This window comes from Melghirimyces algeriensis (assembly GCF_900182565.1).
Taxonomy (GTDB): Bacteria; Bacillota; Bacilli; order Thermoactinomycetales; family DSM-45169; genus Melghirimyces; species Melghirimyces algeriensis.
Genome location: NZ_FXTI01000001.1, coordinates 24,471 through 41,274 on the forward strand (window position 1 = coordinate 24,471; position 16,804 = coordinate 41,274).

The 16,804-nt window shown below is 47.7% G+C and carries 6 protein-coding genes; 5 read left to right on the forward strand and 1 reads right to left on the reverse strand.

Annotated features, from left to right (window positions below; genetic code table 11):
* Positions 1 to 6: 6 nt before the first annotated feature.
* Both FN782_RS00110 and FN782_RS00115 read left to right on the forward strand, forming a co-directional pair.
* A complete protein-coding gene (locus FN782_RS00110) occupies positions 7 to 735 on the forward strand; it encodes an ABC transporter ATP-binding protein (protein ID WP_246064799.1) in 729 nt (242 codons plus the stop codon).
* The gene (locus FN782_RS00115) at positions 707 to 2,596 is read left to right on the forward strand and encodes an FtsX-like permease family protein (RefSeq protein WP_142503744.1); all 1,890 of its coding nucleotides are present in this window, start codon (positions 707 to 709) and stop codon (positions 2,594 to 2,596) included. The genes FN782_RS00110 and FN782_RS00115 overlap by 29 nt, the downstream gene beginning before the upstream one ends.
* Positions 2,597 to 2,822: 226 nt before the next feature.
* Here FN782_RS00115 and FN782_RS00120 read toward each other — a convergent pair whose 3' ends face one another.
* The gene (locus tag FN782_RS00120) at positions 2,823 to 3,602 is read right to left on the reverse strand and encodes an arylamine N-acetyltransferase family protein (RefSeq protein ID WP_142503745.1); all 780 of its coding nucleotides are present in this window, start codon (positions 3,600 to 3,602) and stop codon (positions 2,823 to 2,825) included.
* A 577-nt stretch (positions 3,603 to 4,179) separates the two neighbouring features.
* Here FN782_RS00120 and FN782_RS00125 point away from each other — a divergent pair.
* From FN782_RS00125 to FN782_RS00135, 3 genes are read left to right on the forward strand one after another with little or no spacing between them, the layout of a single operon-like run.
* A complete protein-coding gene (locus FN782_RS00125) occupies positions 4,180 to 11,643 on the forward strand; it encodes a type I polyketide synthase (protein ID WP_246064818.1) in 7,464 nt (2,487 codons plus the stop codon).
* Positions 11,640 to 12,962, forward strand: a complete 1,323-nt coding sequence (locus FN782_RS00130) for an MFS transporter (protein ID WP_142503747.1) — start codon at positions 11,640 to 11,642, stop codon at positions 12,960 to 12,962. The genes FN782_RS00125 and FN782_RS00130 overlap by 4 nt, the downstream gene beginning before the upstream one ends.
* A complete protein-coding gene (locus FN782_RS00135) occupies positions 12,940 to 16,800 on the forward strand; it encodes a beta-ketoacyl synthase N-terminal-like domain-containing protein (protein ID WP_142503748.1) in 3,861 nt (1,286 codons plus the stop codon). Before FN782_RS00130 ends, FN782_RS00135 begins: the two co-directional genes overlap by 23 nt.
* Positions 16,801 to 16,804: the final 4 nt, after the last annotated feature.

Genomic DNA, 16,804 nt, shown 5'->3' on the forward strand with positions numbered 1-16,804 from the left:
GGAGGGATGCCGTCGCATCGGGCGGTAAATGGATTTCATTTATCCATCCATCCAGGAGAATGGGTGGGCGTCATGGGTCCGTCGGGGAGCGGGAAGACGTCCCTTCTCCGTATATTGGGTACCCTGGATCTTCCTACATCGGGGGAGTTGTGGTTTCAGGGACGAGAGCTGACGACACTTTCCAGTGAGGAGCGTGCCCAATTTCGACGTCGTCATCTGGGTTTCATCTTTCAGGATTTTCGGTTGTTGGAAGCATTAACCTTGCGGGAAAACACATGGTTGCCCTTGGTGCTGTCAAGGGAAGATCCGGCGGTGATGCAGGAACGTAGCGATACGATGGCAGCTGCCTTGGGTTTGGACAAGGGATGGCATCGCTATCCACGTCACGCCTCCGGCGGGGAGAAACAGCGGGCGGCCGCCATTCGTGCGATGATCCACCGCCCGGATCTCGTGTTAGCGGACGAACCGACGGGCAACTTGGATTCCAAGGCGTCTCGCGCGTTGCTCTCAGCGTTGGAAACCTTGCGCCAACAAGCGAATAGCGCAATTTTGATGGTTACCCATGATCCGGTGGCAGCCAGTCGCTGTGACCGGGTGTTGTTTATCCGGGATGGTGCGCTGATGACCGAGGTTCGGCACGGAGGAAAGCGGCAGGATTTTTTGCGGCGTCTCCTGACCGTGGTTTCCGCGATGGGAGGGGAGCACCTTGACCTGGAAGGAATGGGCCTTTCATAATGTGCGTCATCACTGGCGGGAGCTGACAGCTTATCTGTTTAGTTGCACTTGGGCGGTGACTCTGTGTTTTCTCTGTCTCCAGGTGTTGTTCCATCCGGATCTATCCTCGGATATTCACCAAACCTTTTTTATGACGACGCTCTTTCTGTTAGTCGTCTTTACAGCCGGATTCATCGCCTTGTCCCATCGCCGCTTTTACAGTGAACGGAAGGAAGAATGGGAACTGTTGCGCGCACTGGGGATGGGAGCGAGTAACTTTACCCGAATTCTTCTGTGGGAAAATGGGTTCTTGGCCGGAATATCAATCTTGGCTGGAATCGCCGGAGGGGTCCTGTTGACTCCTCTGTTTGATGTAGGGGTTTCTTTTGTCCTGTTTCTTCCAAAGACGCTATCGACTCATCTTTCCTGGAAGGCTGTCGTTTGGACGGCAGGGATGTTCGGATTGCTGTTTGCAGGGGCGACTTGGCGGGTGCGACGGCGTTTGGTCCGAGATCGGCCTTCCTCCAAAGGCTTCTTTCGCATACAGATTCCCGAAGGGGTAGGTGTGGTAGTCTCCCTGGTTTGTGTGGGAGGACTGGGCTGGTGGATGTATGCGGACACCTGGGCGGAATGGACATTGATGTTACATCTGCCCTTCTTTGTGCTGTTCGCAGTTTTCGGAGGGTACGGACTGTTACGTTATGTAGGAGCCTGGATGATGAAGCAATCCTTCCTTCTCCGGATGCCCTCCCTCTGGTTGCTGCTGCCGCGGTTGCGTCACGATTTGCCCCAAGATGCCCGCTTGTTGACGCTGGTTGCATCGATGATAACAGCAGCGGTGGGAATGGGAAGCGTTTGTTTTCTCCTTTGGGGAGAAGCGGATCGATTGGAATTGCAACAAAATCCCTGGACAGTACAGGTGGTGGGAGCGACGGGAAAAGCGCCGGAACAAGAAGTGGAGCGTGTCTTGGCCAATGAGGGATTGTCGGTGCGACAGAAAGTGTCGTTGCCGATGTTGCTGGCGAAAGCGGAGGGGATCGATTACACCTTGATATCGTCCAATGATTTTAACCGCCTGTTACGCCTCAGGGGTTATGCGCCGATTCCGGTCCGATCGGGAGAAGGAGTGCATGTGTTTCGTTATGGGAAGGGGGCAAAGGAAGAGAAAAAGGGTTCTGTGCCGATCAAGCCAGAGAGATGGAAGCTGCATGTGGGAGCTGGGACATGGGATCTGGACGTGGTACAGCGATCCAATGTCCGCGTATTCAATCGTCATCCCCGGACGGAATGGTTGTTGGTGATGGCGGAGTCAGATTTTCAACAGGCATGGGAACGGTTTGAAAAGGAGCGTCGCTGGATATACGGCTGGAAGGTGTCCCCATGGAAGAAGAGCGCTGGTGCGGTGAAAGAATTGGATAACCGTTGGCAGAAAGAGGGTTTGCTGGCGGATACACCGGTACAAGGAAGGGCAATGATTCGTCAGACATCTACCTCCATGATGTTCATCAGCCTGTTCTTAAGCATATTGTTCTTTTTGGCTTCCGCCACCCTGCTCACCTTTCGTCTGCGTCAAGGAGTGATACGGGAACCGGAGCGCTGGCGCCTGCTGGGGGAGTGGGGAGTGACCGGGGAACAGTGCTGGCGGATTGCCCGATGGGAAGTGAGGTTGTTATTTATGTTGCCGTGGCTGTTAACAGGTGTCTATGTCTTGTTGATTCACCGATTTTTGGATTTGCTGGTTCCCGTTGAAACCGTCACAACAGTGATGTTTGCCTTTGTCATCCAGACAGGGATGTGGTGGCTAATATATCGGTACCTGTGGGGAAAGCTCGTCTGGTGGATGGAAGAGAGACTAGAAGAAGAAGGGGAAATGGTAGGTTGATGCTAAAATTATGATCCTCACAAAGTGGTGGAAGGGAGATTTCCGTTTCCTTATCTTTTTCCTCCAGCAACGAAGTGAAAGGAGTCCGCTTCACCCCCTCCGGTCCCAACCAGCGGACAAAATATCCGCTAAACGGTTGGGAGCGAAAGCGAGTCCGCTGGGTCGTTGGAAAAGGATGCTCCACCGAAACCTCCCCTCTCAGGAGTGAGAAGGGGTTTTTTACAGGTTAACAACTCTCTTGCAATGGAGCGATACCGAAATGACGTTGACACAGCTCCTGAAACAAGTGTTGATCAATCTTTTGCTGGGTTCTCTGTTGGTTTTTTGTTGTGGTCAAAGATTGTTCTGTCAAGGTGATGTGTCCATTATCAATCAGTTTGGTCAATAGAATGGATTTGTTGAAGGGAGATTGTTCGTGATGAGTGATTTGATCCTTCACCTGATCAAGGTAGGTCTCATCAACGGGTTTGGTAGAAAAGCTATATCGAACTTTCAGTTCTCCGTTTTGATATTTTTCAAGGGTATAGTCTCCCCAGGGCGTCTGAGTTTTTTGGATTCGGTACTCACCCGTAAAAGAAGAAACGGTTTGTCCTGTCATTGGAATGGGTTGAAGCGCCAGGTTGCTGCCAAAACCAACATCCACAATGTAGGGTTCTTCATTGTGAAGAAGTAATGTTGTGACATGCGTTCCAATCGGCCCACGAGGTTCACCGTCCCGAATAACGGTGCCAGCCACCATATAGACTTTAAAACCCTGTTGCTGCAAAAACCAATAAAACAGGGGATTCAGTTCATAGCAGATTCCACCGCGTTTCTGGTCGATAATTTTCTTTTTTACGTTTTCAAGGGTTACCTTACGATGATCCTTACGCATGACATCCATATTTTCAAAAGGGATCGCCTTGGTAAATTGAAGCTGAAGAGAAGGCAAATCTTCAAATGTTACGTTATGACTTCCCTGGTAGTGAATACGTTCAAAGAACTTTTCCGTGGATAGATTCGCCACTCGATCACTTCCTTAATACTGATGGCTTTGTGTTCTCAATTATATTTTACGTTGTTTTGGGAAGGATTTCTTCAGGATTTTGATGGAATTCAACATCCGACGAAAGACTTACTCTGAAAGATGGATGAAATTAGATCTTCAGATGTATAATCCCAACTCATGAATCAGGAAGGAATAGGTTATTCGCTCAGTTGCTGTAATAGCGATCCTACATATAGAAATGGAAATAATATGAACTTTTTGTGTTTTTTATATGAACTTTTATATAACAATTATGTTGAATAATGTATAAATTTGTGGAATTTGTTGCTTCTGTCTCTCAAAAGATGTAATAATGATAATAAATTACTATTTAAATTGTAAAGTTGTAGAAATGGGCATACTCCCTGTCGGTTTTTGTAACGGTTTCTTTCGCCGTTTGGTGATGGGCTGATGATATCATGGATGATTTCCAACTGTGAGTGGATTTTTGTCATGTCTCTTGTTGGGTATTCTGTTTAAACGTTTGGGTTCAGAGACTCTTTTATGGTGAATGCGAATCATGATTTCGTCTGGGGAGGTTTGTCCATTGGATAACATGGTGCAGCAAATATTTGATTTATTGAAGAAAAAGGAATTGTCGCGCGATGCAGCGCGACAGTTAATTAAGATGATCAATGATGCACCTGCGAAGAGTGTTGGAGCCAGAGACCGAAAGATGGCCATTATCGGTGTGGCCAGTGAACTGCCTGGAGCGAAAACCTTTGAAGACTTTTGGAATGTTCTGATGAAACAGGAAGATTGCATTGCTGAACTTCCTTCTGAGCGAAAAGCGTTATGTGACGGATTTGTTCAGTATTATTGGGAGAAATACGGAATCTCTGAAGAGAAACCTTACTGGGATGCGGCTTGGCTTGATGATATCGATCGGTTTGATCCGGACTTTTTTGGGATAACACCGGTTGAAGCCAAAGTGATGGATCCCCAACAGAGAAGATTTTTGCAAGTTGCCTATCAATGTTTTGAGGACGCCGGTTATGCCGGAATTCGAATGAGGGGTTCTCGGACGGGTGTTTATGTATCTGCGGCCATGGCTAATTATGCGGATGCATTGAGCGAATATACGCCTTTAAGTGTTCCCGGCAATGTTCCCGCTTTTGTCGCATCCAGAATCGCTTACCTATACAATCTGACAGGTCCGGGCTTTGTGACCAATGCGACATGTGCTTCCTCGATGTTGGCTCTGCATGAGGCTTGTCTGGGTTTAATGAATGGGGACTGTGACTTGGCATTGGTGGGTGGAGTCAACCTTTTTCCCTTTCCGATCAATGGAAAAGAAATATTTATGAATGCTGCCGGTATAATGTCAGAAAAACAACGCTGTCGACCGTTTGATCAGAATGCCAGCGGGATTGGGCGTGGAGAAGGTACGGTGGCTCTTTTGTTGAAACCGTTGAAAAAAGCCGTAGCAGATCACGACCATATCCATGCCGTTATTACGTCTACGGCCGTAAATAATGATGGGGCATCTGCGGGCATTACGGCTCCCAATCCGAAGGCGCATGCCGATTTGCTCGCCAAGGCATGGGAGCTGGCGGGGATTGGGCCAGAACAGCTTGATTACATAGAGGCGCATGGAACGGGAACCCATTTGGGCGATCCGATTGAAATCCGGGGCATTGAAGAAGCAGTGAGGCGAAAGACGGACAAGAAGCAATTTATTGCTCTGGGATCGGTAAAAGGGAACATTGGTCACTTGCTGGATGGCGCCGCCGGACTATCGGGGATTGTGAAGGCGTTGCATGTTCTGAAGAAAGGGGTTGTTCCACCGACGGTTCATATGGAGGAACCAAATCAGCACATTGATTTTATGGATTCTCCCATCTTTGTACCGACGTTTCCCTGGAATGTGCGCGATGGAAAACATGGCGATGAGCCATTGAGAGCAGGGATCAGTTGTTTTGGATTTAACGGTACCAATGTACATGCTGTTCTAGAGGAAGCCCCAAGAAAAACCTCCCAAGAATCCTCTAATGATGAAGAACCGCCGTTTGTCTTTCCTTTTTCCGCGCGAACGAAAAAATCTCTGTATGGAACGATTGCAAAATATGCAACATTGGATGCAAAGCAACTGCCAGCAAAGGATGTAGCGTATACTTTGGCCACGGGGCGGGAGCATTTTAAACATCGCCTGGCCATTGTCGCAAATACAACATCTGAATGTGTTGATGTCTGCCAATCTCTTTTGGAACAAGAGATGGATGCATGGGACGATATCATTTATGCGGACCTATCCAAGACGTCTGAAAGCGTAGATTCCCTGGCACAGGATTATATTGCGGGACGTCGATGTGCTTGGCATAAACAGTTTAAAGGTATGGATGTCTATAAGGTTTCTTTGCCTGCGTATGTTTTTGATGAACAATCCTACTGGTCCTATATAGGAGAACAGGGAAGTGATCAAGGGTCGGATGTCGCAGAAACCGATCTGGATCGCGTGTTGTCCATTGTGGAATCGGTTCTGGAAGTGAAAGGATTAACCCCGGAAGATAACTTTTTATCGGTAGGTGGAAATTCATTAGCCGGACTTCAATTTGTCAGTAGAATGAAAAAAGAATTTCAAACAGAGATCACACTGGAAGATGTCTTTACACAGGATAATTTTCAACAGATCGCCTCCTTGTTACAAAAAGAGAAAAAGAGCGAAACGACCGAGATTTCCATGGTGGAAGAGAATACGGACTATCCGGTTTCGTTTGCACAAAATCGTTTATGGGTGATTGAGCAATTTATCGATGATAAAACGGTATATAATACTCCATTTGTCTTTGAAGTTCAGGGACGATTGGATCAGGAGCGACTAAAACACACTTTTGATCTCTTATCGGAGCGCCATGAAGCGCTAAGAACGGTGTTTTTCACTGAAGAGAACGAATTGAGACAACGGATATTGGATTTCCCCAATTATCTATTGGAGTATAAGGATCTGTCCGATCAAGAGAAGGCCAAGGAAAAAGCATTGGCTTTGGTCGACGATTGGAAATCGACACCCTATGATTTGCAGAACGGTCCGTTGTTACGTGTGTTCGCTTATCGGTATTCCGAGGAAAAGACCCTCTTATCGATTATGATGCACCATATCATTGTGGATGGCTGGTCGTTGCGAATATTGTCTGATGAGATGCTCGCCATTTACAACGCAGATTCACCTGCTGTTTTGAATCAGCTTCCGAAGATCGAAAGAAGGTATATCGATTATTGCGATTGGCAGGTCAACAGTTTTCGACAGGGGCGGTTGGCCACTCAGGAAGCGTATTGGCTGAAGGTCTTGGGAGAGGATCTTCCTGTCACAGAAATTCGCGGTGACAAACCGCGTCCCGATGTATTTCAGTTTACGGGAAATATCCGTCGCTTTGATCTGGAACCGGATTTAATCAGGGATTTAAAACAACTGGCGGACCGACATCAAGCGACTTTATATATGGTACTGATGGCCAGTGTGTTTGCTTTTATTCATCGGATGAATGAAGCCCGTGATATGGTGATTGGAACACCTGTTTCCGGACGGGGTCATGAAGATTTGGAACCGATTGTCGGTCTTTTTGCCAACACGGTTGCACTGCGAGTCAAACATGAGCCTGACGATTCGTTTGCAACATTGCTTGAAAATGTGAAAAAAGTGGTTTTGGAAGGATTTGAACATCAGGATTATCCCTTTGACTTGCTGGTGGATCGTCTCAATCTGGCCAGAGATACCAGCCGGTCACCCGTTTTCAATATCAATGTGGCCTTGCAAAACTTTAAATTTGATACAGAAATTGAACAGACGTTTCAGGGTGCAAAACCAATCCCGATCGAAACGACGCATCGCACAAGCAAATGGGATCTGGAGTTTGAATTTGTTGAATTGCAGGATGGACAGCTATATTGCAATCTGGAGTATTATGATGGAATCTATTCGGAACATTTTATTGAGGAAATGATCCGTTCGTTTATGCAATTGCTCCAGGTGGTGACCAAACAGGACCTGGAAGAACAGCCAGTCCAATCGTTGCCCATCAATGACCCAACCCATTCGGGGGCGATCTGCCAGGGAATGACTAAAGCACTTCCGACAGGCTTTGAGTATTTAACCACCATGATGGATCTGTCGAGGCAGAATCCAAATGCTGTAGTGATCCGGGATGACCAGGGGAGCGTCACCTATCGGGAGCTGTTGCAAAAAAGCATGCGGCTGGCGGACCGTCTAAAAGAATATGCTGGTCAGTCGGAGAGAGTGATGGTATTAACGGAAAATAATCGTTATACCCTGTGTTCCATGTTGGCTTCGATGTTGGCCGGCATGACATTTATTCCGGTATCCCCCCGGACTCCCCGGCATCGATTGCAGTCCATCGCCCGTTTGAGTAACGCCAGTATGGTGTTGACAGAAAAGGACACCTATTCTGTGGCTGACCGGCTGTTATTTGAGCAGGATGTTTTAAAAGCGGTGTTCGTCCTTGATACGGCGGATGTGGAACATTGTGCTGTCACGACAACCAGTGCATTGATGAATAAAGATCTTTGGAATTATTTTGCGGAAAAAGAGCATTCAAGTATTGAGGCCAGCGGATGGGCAAACAGCTACACCGGTGAACCCTTTAGTGAAGAGGAAATGGCTGAGTATGCAGAAAATGCCGTCGGCAAAGTGCTTCCCTATATCCGTTCGGATGCAACGGTGTTGGAAATTGGCTGCGGTTCCGGTCTGACCACGTTTGCTTTGGCCAACCATGTCAAACGGTATGTGGCGAATGATCTATCGGAGAATATTGTGAAAAGAAACCGAAAACAGGCGCAGGATCAGCACCTTTCCCATGTGACGTTTGATGTGTCTGCGGCCCACGATGTACAGTTTCCGGAAGGAAAAGCGGATGCCGTCATCCTAAACAGTGTGGTGCACTGTTTCCCGAATTATAGCTATTTGAAAGCCGTTTTATCCAAGGCGGTTCAGGCGGTTAAAGAAGGCGGCATCATTTTTCTGGGGGATTTGTTGGATCATCAACGAAAAGAGGATTTGATACAATCCCTGCTCGATTTCAAAGAAGCCAATATCAGACAAGCGTATCCGACAAAGCTGGATTGGGAAACGGATCTGTTTCTGAGTGAATCCATTCTGGAAGAGCTGGTCAACGATTTGGATGCCGAAATTGAACTGGATTGTTCCAAAAAGAATTATACACTAGCAAATGAATTGACCGAATATCGTTTTGATGCCATGCTGGTGATTCATAAGAAAAACAAAACGGTGGACAGGACCAGGGGAAACAGAAAGCAGGTGGAAGGTTTATCTTTGTGGTCGATGGCGGAAACGTCCGGGGAACCACTCGCCGTCCCACTTCCTCCAATCAAGTGCACCGATCCAGCCTATATCCTGTTTACCTCCGGGAGTACAGGTTCACCAAAAGGGGTCGCCGTATCCCATGCCAATCTAAACAATTACTTGATGTGGGCCAGAGACTATTATGTTTCTGCCAGTCGCCAGGAAAGAATCCATATGCCCTTTTATACCTCCATCTCTTTCGATATGACCATCACCTCCATGTTTTTGCCTCTGCTTACAGGAGGGACAGTGATCGGTTGCTCCGGCGAAATGGATGAGGCGTTGGATCAATTGTCATCTTTGGATGAGAAAATCGTCTTGAAAGGAACACCCAAACAAATCCAACTTTTGCTTGAGAGAGAAGATTTTACACCGGATGTCCAGTGTTTCATTTTGGGCGGTGAGGCCTTACCGGCCTCCTTGTGTCATCACATGGTGAAGCGTTTCCCAAAAGCCCGGATCATTAATGAATACGGTCCCACAGAAGCGGCCGTCGGAACGATTGTTCATGAAGTAAGAGAAAGAGACTTGTCTGTCCATCGAGCCCATGTGCCGATTGGAAAGCCAATCGCCAATACCAGGGTATATATCATGAATGAAAAGGGAGAGCTGGTTCCCCCGCTTGGCGTAGGCGAAATCGTACTTGGCGGTGAAAGTGTTGCGTTAGGCTATATCGGTTCTTCACAGCTTACCAGAGAAAAATTTGTACCTAATCCGATTGATTACTTAACCCCTGGCAATCTGTATAAAACAGGGGATTTGGGTCAAATCCTGCCGGACGGAACGATTCAGTGTTTTGGACGGAAGGACCGAATGGTGAAGGTTCGAGGAATGCGGGTTGAGCTTGAAGAAATTGAAACCTATTTACAAAAAGTACCGGGGATAAAAGCGGCGGCGGTGGTTTTGCATCAGGATCAACGGGTGGATACCGAACAATTGCTTGCTTATGTGGAATCAGAACATCCTATTGATCCCAAGCAGATGGAACAGATGCTGTCCCGTCATTTGCCATCCGCACTGATTCCAAGGTGGTATAAACAAATGGACGCACTCCCTTTGACGGAGAATGGCAAGGTGGATCGGAAGTCCCTTCCGGCGCCCTCGTTTTTTGATCAACAGGAAGGTTTGGATCAGGATACTTGGACCGGTCAACAACAGGTGCTGATGGATATATGGCGGGAGCTGCTCGGTTCGCATGTGAACAGTATTGACTCCGATTTCTTCCATCTGGGTGGAGATTCGATTAAAGCGCTCCGAATGATATCGAAAGCGAAAAACAAAGGGATTTCCCTGCGCATCCGGGATATTTTTGAACATCGAACGGTTCGTACCCTCGATCAATTCTTAGCCCAGTCTGGAGACCATGCGGAAGCGGAACATCACCCTGTAGAGGCAGTAAACCGTCAAGTGGCGCTTTCTCCCATGCAAAAATGGTTCTTTTCCCAAGGTTTCACCCAACCCCACTACTGGAATCTGTCCATGTCCGTGCGGTTGGCTGAAAATACGAACCGGGAGCATCTGGAAAAAGCCTTTAAACAGGTGATTGCTTCACATGAAGCATTGCTTACATGGTTTGACTTGAGTGATACCGAACCGCAGGCGTATGTAGATCCGACCTTGGCGGATACGTTTGAAATGCCCGTCTATAACCTGTCACAGGAGCCGGAAGACTCCATGACCTCCATCATGGAAGAAGTCGAATTTACCGTTCAAAATCGATTCACCTTTGGACGACGGTTGCCCATCTTTGCTGTCTTATTTCTCACAAAAGATCGGCCAATTCTCTCCTTTTTCGTCCACCACTTGGTGATCGACGGGGTTTCATGGCGAATTTTATTGGAGGACCTGGAACAGGCCTATGAAGCGGTGTCTCAGGGAGCCAGCATTTCTCTGCTGCCAAAAGCCCAATTTTCAGATTGGATCGATGGTTTGCCGGAGCAAGCCGACGAGCAGGCCCTATCGTACTGGCATGAACTAACCCTGGACGATGTACATCCTCTATGTCTGAAACCGGTGCGTCAGGATTATACCTTTCATGAACGTATACACATCCGCAAAGCCTTCAGTCGAGCGGTTACCAAACGCTTTTTGCATGCGCGTCACCGATCTGAACAACTTCGACCGGATGTTGTGATTGCGGCTGCTTTTACCCAGGCATTTCAGGCTGTGTTCGGAGGAAAGAGCATTCTCTTTCATTTTGAAGGGCATGGCAGGGATGAGCGGGGAGGAGAGCTGGATCTCAGTCGGACGATCGGGTGGTTTACCACCATGTACCCGCTTAAGATTCAGTCAGGAAACTCTGGGCGAGCTACACTGAAGCAGGTCCATCAAACGCTGAAGCGAGCAGGCAGTGGGGTGGATTTTATGATTGCTCGCTGGCTGGAACAACCGGTTCGCTTTACAGAATTGACGTCTTCCATCTTGCTCAACTATCTGGGTCGTTTTGATGGGGAGATCGCAACCGAACAAAACGGTCAAGGCTTGTTTGAATACAATGAGGATTTTGGTCATGCACCGCCGATCCACCCGGATAACCGCTTAAATTACCGCATGGAGCTGAACCTGTATATCCTGGATGACAAACTGAACGTGATGCTTGAAATTGATCCAAAAGAAGTGAACGAAGAAGATGCACATGCTCTGCTTAAACGATTGGAAGCGGAGATTGACATGTTATGTGATTTGAAGGAGTTGTATGTATGAACCATCAGGATACTAGCAATCAATCACCGAGAAATGGCTATGCCATTTTTCTGGCGGTTGCGGTTACCCATTTCATCTCTTTGCTCGGCTCGGCCATGACACGGTTTGGGATGGGGGTTTGGGCTTACCAAACGACAGGTCAGGTGATGGGATTTGCCGGCGTTCTGATCGCCGGCTTTCTCCCTGGCATTCTGTTTTCTCTCTTTGTGGGTGTATGGATTGATCGGAAAGGTCCGCGTACCCTGATTCTTTTGGGTGATATTTTTGGCGGATTGGCGCTGTTTATCATATTTTTCATTCTGTTGACCGGAAATCTTTCAATGATCGCGGTATTGGTCGTTTCCGCCGTTCTGTCCATTGTGAGTACCATGCAAACACCTGCCTTGCAGTCTTTAGTTTCCTTGATTGTTCCGGAAAACCAGTTGTCCAGAGCCAATGGTGCCCTGTCCATGGCCACCTCTGCCAGCGATGTATTGGGTCCGGTATTGGCGGGGGTGATCATGGGGTTTGGCAGTCTTACCTATGTCGTGGGTGCAGATTTAATCAGTTACGCTGTAGCCATCACCATGATCTGTCTGTTATGGACAAAGCTTTATATCCGGACAAAGGAAGAAGGGTTGACTGAAGATGAAACACCCTCCTCCGTTTTGCAGGAAATCAGGGAAGGTTTGTCCTTTTTGGTTGCAAAGAAAGCCTTGTTTACGCTTGTGATGCTATTTACGGTTTTAAATTTTGCGTTGGGATTAAATCATGTCATTGGCCAACCGTACATCTTAAGCATGGGTACGACCGAACAGTATGGCCTTTTAAGCTCCATTTTCGGAGCCGGCATGGTTTTGGGTGGATTATGGATGTCCATAAAAAAAGTGAACAATCATTTGATACGGATTGTTCTGGCAGGAAACGCAGGGCTGGGTGTTCTGATTCTCTTAACCGGATTATCCAGTTATCTGTGGTTAATCGGAGCGCTCTGGCTGTGTATGGGATTGCTTTTACCCGTGGTCAATACCACGACCATTACATTGATCCAAACCAATACAGAATCCCGTTTCCTGGGCCGTGTTTTTTCAATGGCCCGAATGTTGGCCTGGATCTCTTTGCCGGTTGCCTATGTGTTGGGGGCAATCGCGGCAGATCTGCTTATTCAGCATGGCTTTATGCCTTTTGCCTTTTTGGGTGAAGGGAAAAGTGCGATCTATTCCATGATTCTCGTCTTTACCGGTTTGATGATTGTTTTTACTGTGATTGCCTTTACACAGATCAAATTGTTAAACCATTTGGAAAGGGGAGAGAAACATGAAGTTTCAGAAGCTCTATAAGCAAGTGATGCGTTTGGTCGAGGAGCAAAAGATTGAACCTCAAGAGGCACTTTCACTGCTGGATGAAATTCCTTCGAATGGGAATGATTCGAACGATCAGGCACCTGTGGCGGTGGTGGGGATTTCCATAAAGCTTCCGCAAACAAGGAATATTGACGATCTGTGGCGTCATCTGATGAACAAAAGCGATTTGGTCGGTACCTTTCCCAAAGAGCGCTTTGATTTGATTACGAAAGCACGAGCCGAATTAAACAAACGTTACCAAACGGTTGAAAAGAAACTGGAATCAGATTCCCGTTCCTATGCCGCATGGTTAAATGGAATTGAACAGTTTGATCCGGAGGCATTTGGTTTGACGGATCATGAAGCACAGTTTATGGGGCCGGCTGAACGCTTGTTTTTGCAGACAGCGTTGGAAGGACTGGTGCGGGCGGGTTATCGGCAGGATGATTTAAAAGGGTCGCGCACAGGGGTCTATGTGGCTCATACCCCTTATCCAGCGTTTGATTATTTGCGTTTATTTGATGATCCGGATGAACGGGCCTATATATCCAACATTCCGGCCAACATGGGCTATCATTTGGCCTATACATTGGACTTGCGCGGTCCCGTGATGACTGTAAATACCAGTTGTTCTTCCTCTCTGGCGGCTGTACACATTGCAAAACATGCACTGCGGCAGGGGGATTGTGATACAGCCGTCGTCGGTGGCATCAATCTGAATCTGTTCCCCTATTGGGATGAGGATGCTCCCGACCATGTCGTACGCAGCCCGCACTATCGCTGTGCTTCGTTTGATGCCCAAGCGGATGGGATTATCGGCGGAGAAGGGATCGCTGTGGTTGTGCTGAAGCGATTGTCCGTTGCGCTCCGGGATCGCAATCATATTCATGCGGTGTTGAAAGGGTCTGCCATGAGCAGTGATGGAGCATCCAACGGCATGCAAGTGCCCAATCCGGACGCCCAGTCCCAGGCGATCATGGACGCTTTGAGGGATGCAGGTGTTTCGTTTGACAGTGTACAGTTTGTGGAAGCTCACGGTGCGGGAACCCCGATCGGTGATCTCGTGGAAGTGGAGGGACTCAGCAAAGCGTATCACCATTCATCCCAACAGGTGAAAGCGTGCCGTTTAGGTTCCATCAAATCCAATGTGGGTCACATGGGAGATGCGGCGGGGATTGCAGGATTGATCAAGGCGGTACTCTCTTTGGAAAAACGGTTGGTTCCTGGACTTCAGCATTTTCAACAAGCAAATGAGCAGATTCCCTTTGCGGAAACCCCCTTTGTCGTGACAGGAGAGCATACCCCTTTGACGGGTGATGCGCCTCTACGAGCAGGGGTGAATTCCATCGGCATCAGCGGAACAAATGTACATGCCGTCCTGGAAGAGTACCCGCGTAATCCTGTGGAGACGAAAGAAGAAAAGCCCCTTCCTCTTTTCCTATCGGGTCGCTCCCGACGCGCTTTATGGGATCAAGTGCAAAGTCTGGCCACTCATTTGAAAGAAAATCCCCAATACGCTTTACAGGATATCACCTATACATTAAATGTACGCAGAAGCCATGAGCAAGCACGCATCAGTATTTTTGCCTCCTCGACCCAGGAATTCAGCGAGAAAGTGGACAGGCTTTTAAGTGTGCGAACATTTGAAAGAGCTCCTGATTCCTTCTTTGAACAAGGCATTTTTCTGGCCGATGAAGCAGATACGCAGGCGGAAAGCATGCGTAACCTGAAGCGCTATCCATTTGAGAGCGAAACGGATCGGGTGTTAATGGAACAATTTTTGAGGGGGGAGGATGTTCGCTCCACATGTGAAGAGCGCTTTGTTGACGGAGTAATGTTGCCTTTACCAGTGGAATGGTTTAATACCAAACGCATTTGGCCAGCCAGCCAGGAAACATTTGAACAGGATCTCGATGACCTTTTCTATGCCGCCAAATGGGAGCCACTTCCCAACGATGAAAAAAACAGGGATGCCTTGCATATGCGAAATGGAGCATTATGGCTTCTCTTTGCGCACCACGGCGATCCGAGAATGGGTGCATTGAAAAAGCGCCTCGTTGAAAGAGGGGCGGAAGTGATTGAAGTCCTTCCGGGTGATCGGTTTTACAAGCATTCCCGGCAGTGTTTTGAAATCGACCTTCATGATCAGCATGCATATGAGAAGCTGTTTCAGGAGATGGGGGCAGAAACATACAACCGATTGGCTGGAGTGATTCACGCTTTTACATTGAGAAAAGTGGACCAAACCATGCAGTCACTGGAAGACCTGGAATATTCACAACAGGAGGGTGTCTTTTCCCTTTACTCTCTGATGAAAACCGTGATTGATTTGGACATCACCCATCCTTTTCAATTGAATGTATTGTCTTCATATGCGGAACAAGTGGATGAACAGGAAGAAATTATTCCTGCGAGGGTGACATTGTTTGGGCTGGCCAAAGTGGTCTCGCAAGAACAGCCCACGATTGCTTCGTTTGCGATCGATCATGATTTGTGTGGCAGTGCTGAAGAAGTGGCTAAACAAATCTGTGACGAATTCGCACAGCCTGTTGATTCGCGCCCGGAGTTAGTGACATATCGAAAGCAGACGCGATATCGAAAAGTGATTGAACGACAAGCGGATACAACGGAAAAAGAACTTTCCGTTCGTGAAGGGGGAACCTATGTCATTGCCGGGGGAACCGGTTATCTGGGCGTACAGATCGGTAAATTTCTGAGTCAGAGAGCCAATGTGAATCTGGTTTTGCTGGCCAGAAATGCATTGCCCAGCCGGGATGATTGGGCAGAGATTGTGAACGGAGCCAACGAGGAAGAGCATCCGCAAGTGTATCAGTTAAAAGAAATCATGGAAATCGAACGCCGTGGTTCCCAGGTCTCCATGCTGACGTGTGATGTGACGGATGAAGAGGATGTAAAAGCGACTTTTTCCAAAATCAAACAGATGTACGGACCCATTCACGGTGCGTTTATGCTGGTCAAACAGCTCTATCATTTATGGATCAAAGAACTGGAATTGGAACAGTTTCAAACAGGAATCTTTAATCGGGTCAAAGGCACATGGCTCGTTGAGAAAGAGATTGCGTCGCCCGATCTGGATTTCTTTATCCTGTTTTCCTCCATCTCCTCATTGATGGGAACCAAATCGGCCAGTGAATGTTGTGCGGTCAATCAGTATTTGGATGCCATGGCAGGATTTCTGAATCACCGGGGGGTTCCAGGTCATGTGTTGAATCTTACACTGATCCTGGATGACAAGCGGGATTTTGGGAGCAGAACAGCGATTCCACCGATCGATTTTGTGGACTTCCACAATGCTTTGAACCGTTTCTTCAACAACGGTCACCGTTGGAGTCTGGTATCCAGGTTTGATCTTGATGAAGTGCATTATTTGAAACCCGTGATCAAAATTCCGTTTGCGGATTCGTTTTGGGAGGAAGTGGAGCAAGCCGTTCAGTCGGAAAGCCAGCCATCGCCTGAAACGGTCCAGGAGACAGAAAATCTGGATATAAAGGACCTTGAAACCCGAATTCAGAGCATATGGAAAACCGTTCTCGGCATGGAAACGGTAAAACCGGAAGACAACTTTTTCAGTGCGGGCGGGACTTCTTTGAGTGCATTACGGTTTGTGCAGTTAATGAAAAAGAATTTTGTCAAGCTCCGTTTTGAGGTTTCCGATTTATACAGCAACCCGACATTTGCGGCTCAGGTAAAGGTTTGCAAGGATGAATATTTCCCCCAAGATGAATGGAATGACATTTTTGATGCCTTGGAAAATGATGAAATCTCGTCAGAAGAGGCTTTGACACTGCTTGACAAAGCGGGCAAAGAATTTTAAAGGG

Excerpts from the sequence above, each read along its gene's own strand:
- FN782_RS00110 (WP_246064799.1), top strand. The coding sequence starts at position 7 with ATGCCGTCGCATCGGGCGGTAAATGGATTTCATTTATCCATCCATCCA.
- FN782_RS00125 (WP_246064818.1), top strand. The coding sequence starts at position 4,180 with ATGGTGCAGCAAATATTTGATTTATTGAAGAAAAAGGAATTGTCGCGC.
- FN782_RS00130 (WP_142503747.1), top strand. The coding sequence starts at position 11,640 with ATGAACCATCAGGATACTAGCAATCAATCACCGAGAAATGGCTATGCC.
- FN782_RS00135 (WP_142503748.1), top strand. The coding sequence starts at position 12,940 with ATGAAGTTTCAGAAGCTCTATAAGCAAGTGATGCGTTTGGTCGAGGAG.